Source organism: Chroococcidiopsis sp. SAG 2025 (genome assembly GCF_032860985.1).
GTDB lineage: Bacteria > Cyanobacteriota > Cyanobacteriia > Cyanobacteriales > Chroococcidiopsidaceae > Chroococcidiopsis.
In genome coordinates this window covers 6,050,908-6,063,884 of sequence record NZ_JAOCNC010000001.1, presented here as the reverse complement: position 1 = coordinate 6,063,884, position 12,977 = coordinate 6,050,908, and the positions used below count along the sequence as shown (strand labels likewise).

At 45.2% G+C, this 12,977-nt stretch carries 11 protein-coding genes; 8 read left to right on the top strand and 3 right to left on the bottom strand.

Annotated features, from left to right (window positions below; translation table 11 throughout):
• Position 1 precedes the first annotated feature (1 nt).
• From N4J56_RS29670 to ctpC, 7 genes are all read left to right on the top strand, one after another.
• Positions 2 to 1,150 carry a glycosyltransferase gene (locus N4J56_RS29670; RefSeq protein WP_317109804.1) on the top strand — a complete coding sequence of 383 codons (1,149 nt, stop codon included), beginning with the start codon at positions 2 to 4 and terminating at the stop codon, positions 1,148 to 1,150.
• Entirely contained in the window at positions 1,147 to 2,373 is a 1,227-nt protein-coding gene (locus tag N4J56_RS29665) for a glycosyltransferase family 4 protein (protein WP_317109803.1), read from the top strand. The genes N4J56_RS29670 and N4J56_RS29665 overlap by 4 nt, the downstream gene beginning before the upstream one ends.
• Positions 2,374 to 2,383: 10 nt before the next feature.
• Positions 2,384 to 3,547, top strand: coding sequence for a glycosyltransferase (locus N4J56_RS29660; protein ID WP_317109801.1), 1,164 nt, complete (start codon positions 2,384 to 2,386; stop codon positions 3,545 to 3,547).
• A gap of 54 nt (positions 3,548 to 3,601) precedes the next feature.
• Entirely contained in the window at positions 3,602 to 4,903 is a 1,302-nt protein-coding gene (locus N4J56_RS29655) for a hypothetical protein (protein ID WP_317109798.1), read from the top strand.
• 545 nt (positions 4,904 to 5,448) lie between these two features.
• The gene (locus N4J56_RS29650; RefSeq protein WP_317109796.1) at positions 5,449 to 6,354 is read left to right on the top strand and encodes a WecB/TagA/CpsF family glycosyltransferase; all 906 of its coding nucleotides are present in this window, start codon (positions 5,449 to 5,451) and stop codon (positions 6,352 to 6,354) included.
• Between the two features lie 170 nt (positions 6,355 to 6,524).
• On the top strand, positions 6,525 to 7,751 hold the full coding sequence (gene ispG / locus N4J56_RS29645) for a (E)-4-hydroxy-3-methylbut-2-enyl-diphosphate synthase (RefSeq protein ID WP_317109794.1): 1,227 nt from the start codon (positions 6,525 to 6,527) through the stop codon (positions 7,749 to 7,751).
• A 142-nt stretch (positions 7,752 to 7,893) separates the two neighbouring features.
• Entirely contained in the window at positions 7,894 to 9,168 is a 1,275-nt protein-coding gene (gene ctpC, locus N4J56_RS29640; RefSeq protein ID WP_317109793.1) for a carboxyl-terminal processing protease CtpC, read from the top strand.
• A 21-nt stretch (positions 9,169 to 9,189) separates the two neighbouring features.
• On the opposite strand, the gene N4J56_RS29635 is transcribed toward ctpC, so the two are convergent.
• The 3 genes from N4J56_RS29635 to N4J56_RS29625 form a co-directional block, all read right to left on the bottom strand.
• Positions 9,190 to 9,378: a hypothetical protein gene (locus N4J56_RS29635; RefSeq protein WP_317109792.1), complete on the bottom strand. Its 189-nt coding sequence runs from the start codon at positions 9,376 to 9,378 to the stop codon at positions 9,190 to 9,192.
• Positions 9,379 to 9,614: 236 nt separating this feature from the next.
• Positions 9,615 to 11,678, bottom strand: coding sequence for an elongation factor G (locus tag N4J56_RS29630; RefSeq protein ID WP_317109791.1), 2,064 nt, complete (start codon positions 11,676 to 11,678; stop codon positions 9,615 to 9,617).
• 290 nt (positions 11,679 to 11,968) lie between these two features.
• Complete coding sequence (locus N4J56_RS29625) at positions 11,969 to 12,340, bottom strand: metalloregulator ArsR/SmtB family transcription factor (RefSeq protein ID WP_317109790.1); 372 nt, start codon at positions 12,338 to 12,340, stop codon at positions 11,969 to 11,971.
• Positions 12,341 to 12,540: 200 nt separating this feature from the next.
• Between N4J56_RS29625 and trxA the strand changes: the two genes are divergently transcribed.
• The gene (trxA, locus tag N4J56_RS29620; RefSeq protein WP_317109789.1) at positions 12,541 to 12,900 is read left to right on the top strand and encodes a thioredoxin; all 360 of its coding nucleotides are present in this window, start codon (positions 12,541 to 12,543) and stop codon (positions 12,898 to 12,900) included.
• The last annotated feature ends 77 nt before the right edge of the window (positions 12,901 to 12,977 follow it).

Genomic DNA, 12,977 nt, shown 5'->3' with positions numbered 1-12,977 from the left:
TATGACTATGAAAAAAGTTGCTATCCTGACGCATGACATCGGAGGTGGTGCGTTCACTAGTTTAGGAACTGCCCTCTCTCGCGGCTTTCAGGAATTAGGAATCAATTGTGAGTTTGTGGTTTTAAAGGCAACTCAAGCAGAAAAAGAGCAATATTCAGACATTAATATAGTTACTCTCAATACTCAGCGCACGGCTTTTTCTTTACTGCCAACTATTCGCTATCTTAAACAAAGTAAACCAGATGTTATCTTTCCAATGCCTTGGTATTTTAATATCACGGCAATTTGGGCAAGGTATCTATCAGGAATTGATAGCAAAATTATTATTGGCGAACACAATATTATTAGCTTAGAAACAGGCATCGAGCATCAAGATAAACTGCACCTGCAATCTCTGCCGACGCTAATGCGGTACACGTATCCCTATGGTGATGGCTTAATTGCCGTTTCTCAAGATACGATCGCCGACTTAGTTGAAACAATTAAAGTGCCACCGCGCATTCCGATGCGGGTCATTTTCAACCCCATTGACCTCGATCGCGTGCAACAACTAGCAAAAAAACCAACCGATCACCCCTGGTTTTTAGACTCGGAAACACCAACCATCGTTACCGTAGCCCGTCTAGCCAAGCAAAAACAACTCGATGTATTGCTGCGTGCTTTTGCTCGCGTTGTCAAGATTCAGCCTGCCAGACTGTTGATTTTGGGTGAAGGACCCTTGCGATCGCAACTAGAAAGCCTGTGCTACGAACTCCAAATCGAAGATTGCGTGGCGATGCCTGGATACGATCGCAACCCTTACAGATACATGTCTGCCTGTGACGTATTCGTACTCGCATCAGCTTGGGAAGGATGCCCGATCGCTTTGCAAGAAGCAATGGCTTGCGGTGCAGCTGTTGTCGTCAACGATGCCCCAGGTGGCTCGAAAGATCTGATCGAACATGGTCAGCACGGAATGATGGTGGCTGCTGGAGATGCCGAAGCACTGGCAACAGGAATTTTGCAAATCCTCAGCAACCCCAGCCTCAAGCAGCATTATCAAACCCAAGCACGTAAACGGGCGCGAGACTTTCAGTATCTAAAAATCGCTCAGCAATATTTAGATTTCTCTACTACTGGGTTAGTCCGCCAAGAGGTACTGTGTCGATGAAGATTCTATTGTCTGCCTATGCCTGCGAACCAGGTCGAGGAACTGAACTCGGCGTGGGCTGGAACACAGTTCGAGAGGTTGCCAAATACCATCAAGTTTGGGTACTAACTCGACCTGATGACGGTCGCGAGGCAATTGAGGCAGAGCTAGCCCGTCATCCAGTCCCCAACCTGTATTTTATCTATTTCACCTTGCCCATCTGGGGTAGCGGTTGGAAGTGGGGTAATGGAGCTTTCCAAATTCACTACTATCTCTGGCAGATTCAAGCTTATTTTGTTGCCCGTCAACTCCATCGTCAAATTGGCTTCGACTTAATTCAGCACGTCACTTTTGTTAAATACTCTAGTCCTAGTTTCCTCTCTCTGCTGCCAGTTCCCTTCATCTGGGGTCCAGTAGGCGGCGGCGAAACTGCACCAAAGGTTTTTTGGCAAGACTTCAGCTGGAGAGGCAAAGTCTACGAAATACTGCGTGACTTCTCTCGTCGTTTAGGAGAACTCGATCCGTTTGCTCGCCTGACAGCCAGGCGCTCTGTCTTAGCTTGGGCAACTACTGAGGATACAGCACGGAAACTCTCTCAAATGGGAGCGAAAAACGTCGAAGTGCTTTCCCAAGTCGCTTTACTCCCAGAAGAGATCGCTCGTCTGAGTCAGAGTTACATTTCTAGCGATCGCCCAGTCAGGTTTATTTCTATTGGTAGATTGCTGCATTGGAAGGGTTTTCACCTGGGACTACGTGCCTTTGCTCAAGCAGATTTACCCTCTGATACCGAATATTGGATTCTGGGAGACGGACCCGAACGGAAACGGCTACAAATTCTCGCCCAAAAGTTAGGGATTATCTCTCAAATCAAGTTTTACCCTGAGATGCCCCGCGATCGCATCTGGCAAATGATGGCAGATGCACGAGCATTGGTTCATCCTAGTTTGCACGAATCTGGAGGATTTGTCTGCTTAGAAGCAATGGCAGCAGGTCGTCCGGTTGTCTGTCTCGATTTAGGTGGACCAGCGGTTCAGGTCACCGAGGCAACAGGTTTTAAAGTCACCGCAATCGAACCTCAGCAAGCTGTCACAGGTATTGCTGATGCTATGACTCGTCTTGCAAACGATGCTGAACTGAGTGCCGAATTGGGCAAGGCAGGACAGAAGAGGGCAAACGAGCTGTTCAACTGGGCAAATAAGGGTCAGCAATTAGTGCAGTGCTACGACAACATTTTCAATCAATAGACGATTCCCCATGCGTATTCTCACAGTTCATAACTATTACCAACAACCAGGTGGTGAAGAACAAATCTTTGCTACCGAATCGGCTCTTTTAGAAACACGCGGTCATCAAGTACATCGCTACACGATTCATAACGAGCGCGTTGAGGGAATGAATCCTCTGACTCTGGCGAAAAAAACAATCTGGAATAACGATGTATACCGCGACCTACGGGCGATCGTCCGCCAGGAACGACCGGAGGTTGCTCATTTCCACAACACTTTTCCTCTGATTTCCCCAGCCGCGTATCACGCCATGAAAGATGAGGGTGTACCAGTTGTCCAAACTTTGCACAACTATCGTCTCTTATGTCCCAATGCTCTGTTTTTTCGTGATGGCAAGATCTGCGAAGACTGTTTGGGAAAATGCGGTTCTATACCTGGCATCGTTCGCGGTTGCTACCGAGATAGTCAAACAGCGAGTGGAGTTGTAGCAGCAATGGTGAACTTACACTCAATGATGTGTACTTGGACAAAAACAGTAAACGTATTCGTAGCGTATAGCCATTTCGCTTTGCAGAAATTCGTTCAAGGTGGCTTACCGGAGAAAAAGATTCTATTTAAAACTAATTTTCTACATCCCGCTCCCGCACCAGGAACAGGACGTGGTGGATACGCCATTTTTGTCGGGCGGCTTTCGCCAGAAAAAGGTTTAGGGACGCTACTAGCTGCTTGGGAACAATTGGGCGGAAAAATCCCTTTGAAAATTGTTGGCGATGGACCGTTAGCACCTCAAGTTGTTGAGGCAACAAAGCGCCTGCCAGGAGTAGAGTGGCTAGGACGCAGACCGTTGGAAGAAGTCTACGAGTTAATGGGAGAAGCTGCCTTGCTGATTTTTCCTTCTGAATGGTACGAGACTTTTGGCAGAGTTGCGATCGAGGCTTTTGCCAAGGGAACTCCTGTAGTAGCTTCAGCAATTGGTGCGATCGCCGAGTTAGTTACGCCTGGGCAAACCGGACTTCATTTTCTTCCAGGTAACACCCAAGACCTTGTCGAGCAGGTAGAGTGGGCTTTATCACATCCAGAAGAACTGATGCAGATGCGCCAAGCAGCTAGAGCTGAATTTGAGGCTAAGTATACTGCGGAGGAAAACTATCGCCGCATGATGGAAATTTATACATTAGCTCCTCATGCCTAACTTACACGTAGCGGCATACAGCGCGCTCTGGTGCTTGTATCTAGAGGTGGATCGATGAACGTAGAGGCGGCGTGTCAGCAACAACGCAAGGGATTCATTAAAAGTTCCACAATTGTACTATTAGCATTTGCTACTGCTTATTTTGCCCGTATCATCGAGGCATTAGGAGTACCCGCAGCAATTAATTTTTTACACTTTGCTACAGTTCCACTTGCCTGTGGTATTGCTCTTGTCAAAGCTCGCTCTAAAAGCCAGCGTCAACTTGCTATCGTTCAGGAAATTCTCTTAGGATTATTAATATTTTTCATCTTAATGTGTGCTAGTGGACTACTCAATAACGCTGGATTTATTAATGTAGTTTTAAATTATTTAATGCTGACCGAGCCGTACTTACTTCTAGTAGCGATCGCCTGCATTCCCATGTCTTTAACTAGCACGGAAAAACTGCACTGTTGGTTAGTGCGTTTTGGCTTTATCAATCTCCTGCTTGCTTTGCTCCAGCGCTTTGTTCTCAACTTACATCTTCAGGAAGGTTTAGAAGACAATATTAAAGGAGTTTTTTTAAACCAAGGTTCTGGTCATGTTGTTGGTGCTTCAGTTTCATTGACATTTGGTACGTACTATTTATGTATTGCTAAAGAACGTCCATTTTGGCTGCGAATATCTGTATTTCTTGCTACTATTGTTCACGTATTAGTATCAGATGCCAAACAAGTTCTAGCAGTATTTTTAGTTGCTCTCGTACTTCTTTTTTGCACTAAATTAAAAGATATTACAGAATTTGTAAAATACTCACTTGGAGCAATTTTAGCTGTATTTATCGCAGTTTGGTTGGCAAATAATGGGTTTCTCGCCTGGAGCGTCGATATGACTTTAGAGGGGATGAAGCTTAAACTAGTAGGATTCTCAATTATTCCTTCTTTCTATCATTCCCCGCTCAACCCTTTACTGGGGCTTGGTCCTGGTCACACGATCGGACGTTTAGGAGGATGGATGCTGCGTGATTATTGGGATCTGCTCTCACCTCTAGGGGCAACTCAACTTTCAGTGAGCGAAGCTGTATGGAGTGCGGTAGGAGCAACCTGGTTTGGCGATAAATCTAGCATGTTTTCGCCGTTTTTTGGTTGGGCAGGAATTTGGGGAGATTTGGGTTTTCTGGGGTTAGGAGCTTATTTTTATCTTGCATTTATTGTTTGGTGCAGGCTGTGTTCGGACGATATTTCTCGGTTTTTTCTCCTAACTATATTTGTTTTTGGGTTGATTTTCACTCAAATAGAAGAACCTGGCTACATGCTCTTTATGGCTACTTTTATCGGTCTGCAATGGCAAACCAATCGCTTGAGACGGATTTCATAACTTCTGTATTTTCAGAGTTTTGCGATCGAACAATCTACGAGCTATTAAATAGAAGCAAATCTGCTACTATAGCTGGGTATCGATCGTACCATGACTGAGCAATTATTATTTTTTAATGAAGTTGCTGAACTACTATTGCTTGCCAGTAAGTTTTGGTATAAATTTAGACATACAAATGATTTTCAGGGTAGGTCTCATCAATTCCAGCGTACTTTGAGAAAACGTGTAGCAATCTCTCAAATCTATAGGTGCTGTTATTTCTGTTGATTCATGTTTAACAGATAATATTTATAGTTTTGTCATCACTTGTATGGCTCATTTACCATACAGATTGAATTTAATCAAATAAATTATGAGTCGTCAAAACAGTAGCAAGGAAATCAAGATTTTTTAAAATTCTTTTTAGTAAAAACTAGAGTTTTGCAGGATTTGAAATCTTTCTTTTATCGTTGAAGGCGTAAGTAATCAATAATTAGTGATGCTATAAATTACTTTCAAACTATACTGTCATTCATGGCAATAACTCAAGTGAAGAGTTCAGGGAAATGAGATTTGATACAACAAATAAAGTAGAAGCAGTGAATTTAATTCAACAAATAACATCGGATTTTCCCGGTCTAGCCATCACTCAATCGTTTCATACTCCAGTAAATAAATTGGAGTTAGAAGTTATTCCGGCTGAAATTCCTCAAATCAGAATTTGTGTTATTGGCTCACCAGTCACGGTAGCACCTTTCGATCGCCAAATAGAAATGATGTTGGAGTGGGCTAGCAGTCGTGCTAGCCGATTTGTATGCGTGGCAAACGTCCATATGCTGATAGAAGCCTACTGGCATCCAGAATTTCATGCAGTGTTAGCTCGTGCAGATTTAGTCACTCCTGATGGTATGCCCTTAGTATGGATGATGAAACTAATGGGCGCGCAGCATCAGAATCGCATTGCTGGGCTAGACATCATGTTATCTATTTGCCAACAGGCTCCTCAGCGTCAGATAAAAGTCTTTTTTCTTGGTTCGGAAGCCTCCATATTAGAACAGATGCGAAAACGCTTAGAGTGTGAATTTCCCACTTTAGAAATTGCTGGAATGGAGCCATTACCATTCCGTCCGCTTACAAAAGCAGAGGACGCGGCGGTCATTCAAAAAATCCATGATAGTGGAGCTGGAATTGTGTTACTAGCTCTAGGATGTCCGAAGCAAGAATACTGGATGGATCGACATAAAGACAAAATCCATGCCGTCACGATCGGTGTAGGCGGAGTATTTCCAGTGTATGCAGGAATTCACAAACGCGCTCCCTTGTGGATGAGAAACTTTGGTTTGGAGTGGTTTTACAGATTAGTTCAAGAACCACGTAGACTTTGGAAAAGATATACTACCACCATGCCCCTGTTTATCTGGCTAGCTTTGAAGCAGTTATTAACTCAGGGAGCAGGGAGCAGGGAGCAGTGACCAATTAACCGTCAACCAATAATCAACAACTACCTATCACCGCTCTTCACAAACAACTAATAACTGATAATTGATAACTGATATCTAGCCCCCTGCCCCTAATTTGTGGCAATCTGAGAAACAGATAGACTCATCTGATAATCTCGCTACAAAAATTCAGCCAACAGGTTATGCAGACTCTCCCCAACCCAGCTACAGTAAAATCTTCTTCTGGCGAACTGTCCACCGATACTACTATTCATCGCCGCCAGACTCGTCCGATTCAGGTAGGAAACGTCACGATTGGTGGTGGTCATCCAGTGGTGGTGCAATCCATGATCAACGAAGACACCCTGGACATAGATGGTTCCGTTGCTGCTATTCGTCGCCTACATGAAATTGGCTGCGAAATAGTCCGCGTAACCGTACCAAGTATGGCACACGCTCAAGCCTTAGCAGAAATCAAACAAAAGTTGTATGCCTCCTACCAACCAGTCCCAATCGTGGCTGACGTGCATCATAATGGGATGAAAATTGCCTTGGAAGTTGCCAAGCACATCGATAAAGTGCGGATCAATCCTGGCTTGTACGTATTTGAAAAACCTAAATCCAATCGCACTGAGTACAGTCAAACAGAATTCGAGGAAATTGGAGACAAGATTCGTCAAACTTTGGAACCACTGGTAGTCTGCTTGCGCGACCAGGGTAAAGCCATGCGGATTGGCGTGAATCACGGCTCTTTAGCAGAAAGAATGCTGTTTACCTACGGCGACACCCCAGAAGGAATGGTAGAATCAGCGCTGGAATTCATTCGGATTTGCGAATCGCTGGACTTTCGCAACTTAGTGATTTCTCTTAAAGCATCGCGAGTGCCCGTGATGATCGCTGCCAATCGTTTGATGGTTAAGCGTATGAATGAGCTAGGTATGGACTATCCTTTGCATCTAGGCGTGACGGAAGCTGGAGATGGCGAATACGGTCGCATCAAATCTACTGCTGGAATTGGGACGCTGTTAGCTGAAGGGATTGGCGATACCATCCGCGTATCGCTGACGGAAGCGCCAGAAAAAGAAATTCCTGTTTGTTACAGCATTCTGCAATCTTTAGGTTTGCGGAAAACAATGGTAGAGTACGTTGCCTGTCCTTCTTGCGGACGCACCCTCTTTAATTTAGAAGAAGTGTTGCATAAAGTTAGAGCGGCAACTAAGCACCTAACAGGTTTAGATATTGCCGTTATGGGTTGTATCGTCAATGGTCCAGGGGAAATGGCGGATGCGGACTACGGCTATGTAGGAAAGCAACCTGGTTACATTTCTCTCTATCGCGGTCGAGAAGAAATCAAGCGCGTTCCTGAAGATCGAGGAGTGGAAGAATTGATTAACTTAATTAAGGCAGACGATCGCTGGGTCGATCCGTAAGCAGCGATCGGTGACCAGTTACCAAGGTTTGTCTGCTGCGGTCACTGGTCACTGTCAAAACTGGTCACTGTCTGAGCGCCCTGTGTTAAATTGGGCTTACTTGGTTTGCTTTGTTCTCCGGCTGTGCAGTGTCAATACGATCATGAATAAGCGTGGAATTCTGTTAGGTGCAACGGCAGTGATGCTCTCCACTGCCGCAGTTGCCAGTTTTAGCGATCGCTCTCAAACTCAAGCTTTCTTTCGTGAAAGTCCGAAAGAATTAGTCGATGAAGTTTGGCAAATTATCGATCGACAGTATGTGGACGGGACTTTCAACAAGGTCAATTGGCAAGCTGTGCGTAAAGAGTACTTGAGCCGCTCTTATGCCAATCGAGAGGATGCTTACAAAGCCGTCCGTCAAATGCTAGAAAAGCTCAAAGATCCATATACCCGATTTATGGACCCAGAAGAATTCAAGAATATGCAGGTAGATACTTCTGGAGAACTAACGGGAATTGGGATTCAGATCGCCCAAGACGAGAAAACAAAGCAACTAACTGTAATTGCCCCAATTGAAGATACACCTGCTTTCAGTGCTGGAATTCTTGCCAAGGATACAATCGTCAAAATCGATGGTAAAAGCACTAAGGGAATGGATGTGAATCAAGCAGTGTCTCTGATTCGGGGACAACCAGGTACAGAAGTACAAATCACGATTTTGCGCAACGGACAGCAGAAAGATTTTCGGATAAAACGGGCGCGAATTGAAATTCATCCAGTGCGTTACAGCTACCAAAATAGTCCTACAGGTGGTGTGGGATACATTCGCTTAAATCAATTCAGTGCCAATGCTGCTACAGAAATGCGCGATGCGATTCAAGACCTAGAAAAGAAGCAGGTATCTGGTTACATTTTGGATTTACGTAATAATCCGGGCGGTTTGTTACTAGCTAGTGTAGAAATTGCTCAAATGTGGCTGGATGACGGGGTAATTGTTTCGACAAAGAACCGACAAGGGAAACAAGACATTGAAAGGTCTAATCACCGACCGTTAACAAATAAACCCCTAGTCGTGTTGGTGAATGATGGCTCGGCGAGTGCCAGTGAAATTCTTTCTGGCGCTCTACAAGATAACAAACGTGCGGTTTTAGTTGGAGAAAAAACTTTTGGTAAAGGGTTGGTACAGTCGGTACGCAGCTTGGGAGATGGTTCTGGCTTAGCTGTAACCATAGCGAAGTACTTTACCCCTAACGGTCGCGACATCAATAAGTCTGGGATTGCTCCTAATGTGGTAGTAGCGCTGACGGATAAAGAAAAACAGGCGTTGTTTCTACAAAATCGCGACAAAGTTGGTACGCCATCAGACCCGCAATATGCTAAAGCACTAGACATATTAAAGAAGCAAATTGCAGCTAAGGGGAACTCTGCTACAAGGTAGGGAAAAAGTGTTCCCCACCCTTTACAGAGGCTGGCATTTGCCGGCACGGATGAGTCCGACCCGACGGGCGATCGCTTCTGCTTGAGAAGGAAACGGTCCCCAACGTTCCCTGGCTTCTGGATCTGGCTCTACATTCACCTGCTCGTCAGATACAATTTGACAATGACCGTCCGCTAGCTTGACAATAAACCAAGTTTGTGAATTCGTCATAGAAAAAAGTTGAACGCTGCTTGGTCTGGTATCCTTAATTTTATGCTTTCCAAAGCCTATATTATGTCAGAGAAAATTCCTCTAATATCCCTTGCTGGGAAAGTTGGGGATGACAGAAATTCTGATTTGATGACGATTATTCCTAGGGGCGCACAGCTGTGCGCCCCTACAGATCGTGTAATTTATCTAATCGAAAACGACCGAACTTTTCAGCAAAGGTAATCAAACCTGATACATCAACGGCTGCCGTTACCGTTACTGCCAGTTGCCAAAACTCGCTCTGCTAACTTGTCAGGGACTTCTTGCAAGTGATGGTATTGCCACTGGAAGGAACCAACACCTAGAGTTAGCGATCGCAACTCGACAATGAAGTTCTGCATCTCGGCTTGGGGTAAGTAAGCAATCAGCTTGTCCCAACCAGACCAGTCAGATCTGCCTTCATAGCCTAGAATTTGTCCCCTTCGCCCGCTCACCAGTTGCATTACCTTGGAAGTGAATTCGCTGGGCGTATTGACTTCAATTGAGGCGATCGGCTCTAATAGCGTCGGTTCGCACTGAGTCATTCCCGTTTGCATAGCTAGCCGTGCCGCTTGTTTAAATGCTTGCTCGGAGCTATCTACTGTGTGATAAGAGCCGTTGGTCAAGGTGACGGCAACATCGACTACAGGGAAGCCCAAGGGACCATGTACCAAAAACTCCCTCACGCCAACTTCAACGCCAGGAATATATTGCTTCGGGACAACGCCACCTACAATCTTTTCGCTAAAATTAAAGCCTTCTCCGCGCCCAAGCGGTTTAATATCTAAGTAAACATCGCCAAACTGCCCGTGTCCTCCTGATTGGTGCTTGTAGCGCCCGTGAACTGAAGCAGCAGGCTTGCGGATTGTCTCTTTGTAAGGGACTTGTGGCAAGTGAGTCCCCATCGGTAAGTTGTACTTCCGACGCAGGCGATCGAGGGCAACTTGCAAGTGAATTTCACCTTGTCCCCACAGGATCACTTCGTGGGTATCGCCGTGTTGTTCCCACATTAAAGATGGGTCTTCTTCTAACAGCTTAGTCAGCGCCGCACTCAATTTGACTTCGTCGTTACGTTTTTCTGGGGCGATCGCCAAGGCATAAACTGGTTTGAGTATTTCTGCTTTGGGTAGTTCCTGAACTTGCCCATTTGCAGACAGAGTATCGCCAGTTTTCACGCCATCCAAGCGGCTGAGGGCAACAATTTCACCAGCTTCAGCTTCATCGATCGAGGTCTGTTGCTGTCCTAGTAGCCGATAAATCCCGCCAGCGCGAGTACCATTCAACACGATGCCATCAGTTAACTTACCCTGCCATACCCGTACTAGGGAAAGTTTGCCTCCTTGGGGCGTGTAATAGGTTTTCAATACTTGGGCTATGGGAGTTTCAGCAGTAGCGCCAAGCCCTCGTCGTTGAGCGGTGTCTTGTGGTTCAGGTGCTTCTCGTAACAGTGCTTCTAAAAGCGGTCTAACTCCAAAATCTCGGTCTGCAACTCCACAAAATACTGGAACGACTAAATCTGCCCCTAGTTCTAATTTCAAGTCTTGCAGAATTTCTTCTTGAGGCGGCTCGATTTCTTCTAAAAGTTCTTCCAATAAATGGTCGTCAAAGTTGGCTAATTCTTCCAACATTTCCGCTCTAGCTGCCTGTTCCTGTGCCTTTAAAGATGCTGGCAATGGAATCGGATCGGCTGGTGCGCCAGAGTGGTATTGATATGCTTGTTCGCTGACTAGATCGATAAATCCAGTTAGCTGTTCGTCTTGAATAATGGGATATTGATGCGGTACGAGCGGACGCTTGGAAACAGCTTTAAGGGCGTGCAACATATCCATGAAATTGTTGCTAACCCGATCCATTTTGTTAATAAATACGAGATGGGGAATTTCCCAATCGTCAAGAAATTTAAATAAAGGAGCGAGGGTAAGTACCTTCTGACGCAGACCATTTTCATTATTATCATTTGCTGGTTCGCAAACAACAACTGCTGCATCTACACCCATAAGAGCGTTATATGTCTCTTGGGCAAATTCGACCGAACCCGGACAGTCAACAAAAGTGAAGCGGACACCTTCATACTCGGTACTAGCGGCACTTACTTCTACACTCATTTGGCGATCGCGCGCTTCCGCTGCACTGTCTCCTACGGTGTTACCGTCGCGGACGCTACCTTTACGAGTAATAGCTCCTGTGACGGATAACAAACTTTCGAGCAAAGTTGTTTTTCCGCTCAAATAAGGACCAACAATTGCAACATTGCGCGTACTCGCTCTGACATTTTCATTCATACAACCTCCTACGCGGATTCTTTTATGAGAAGCCGCACGATCGTGAGTAGACAATGGATAATGTTGTAGAGAATTATCCCGTCTTTAATCCGACCTTATCTTGTCTTTAATCGTAAGAATGAAAATTGTAGTTTCTCGTAAGAATTAGCTGAATTAAAGTTAATTAGCTTGAAGTTTTATGCAGATATTTGGAGTTTTGTCAAGCAAAGAGTGGTAATCGGTAATTGATAATTAGTTGCTCCTTTAGCCTCCTCAGCCTCCTCAGCCCCCCATTCTCCGAGAAGGTCGCCCTACAGCTGGGCGACTCTCTCTTCTCCCCTGCTCCCTGCTCGTCCCTGCTCCCTGCTCCCTTTCATCAGGCTTTGCAAGCAAGCATTGAGTAACTCCCAATTCAAAGAGTTATATTTTGTCTGCCCTTCCTTGCGAATATCGAGTAACCCTGCTTCCGCTAGAGTTTTAGAGTGGTGGCAGAAGAGGGCAAGGCTAATACTTAATTTTTGAGCAATCTCCGTACCGCTCAATTCTCCAGCATGGGCGAGTAACTCTACAATTTTCAATCTGGTCGGGTCGGCAAGGGCTGCAAAGATTTTTGCCCGACGACAGCTGTCGTCAACTTCAGCTACAGGTAGGGAGACAAGCTTTTCTGAATTAGTCTCTTTCATGGTCGTTCGTCCGCGATCGCGCTACTTGTCAAATAGTTAAATAGCTACTTGACTTTTTATTTTTGATTGTCTAGCATAATAGTCAAGTGGTTGTTTAACTACTTAAATTTTAACCTACGGTTGGCGATCGGTAATAGGTAGTTGGTAGTTACCTTTTGCTTGCGCTAATCCGGTTTTGATGAAGAAGGAGACTTGTAGGTATGACAGATCGTGTCAAGCCGTTGACCCTCACTGCTGAGAACTTTCAAATAGAGGTCATTGAGAGTAAAACACCAGTGCTAGTAGATGTTTGGGCAGCCTGGTGCGGACCTTGTAGGGTGGTTAACCCGATTGTGGAAGAGATTGCTGCCAATTTTGCCGGACGCGCCACAGTAGGCAAGCTGAATGTTGACGAGTACGGAGAAATTGCTTCTCGATATAAGGTGCAGGCAATTCCGACGCTGTTATTTTTCCAAGATGGCGTAGTTGTAGATCGAGTTGTTGGTGTTGTTCCGGCAAAAGCGATCGCGCAAAAATTGAATGCTTTGTTAGAGCCAGCAGCAGATCGACAAGCTGCTTAGACATTACATCTGTAGAGGCGTGAAATTTCGCGCTTCTACAGTCCACATTATTTCATACACTTTTTATCCATTTACCC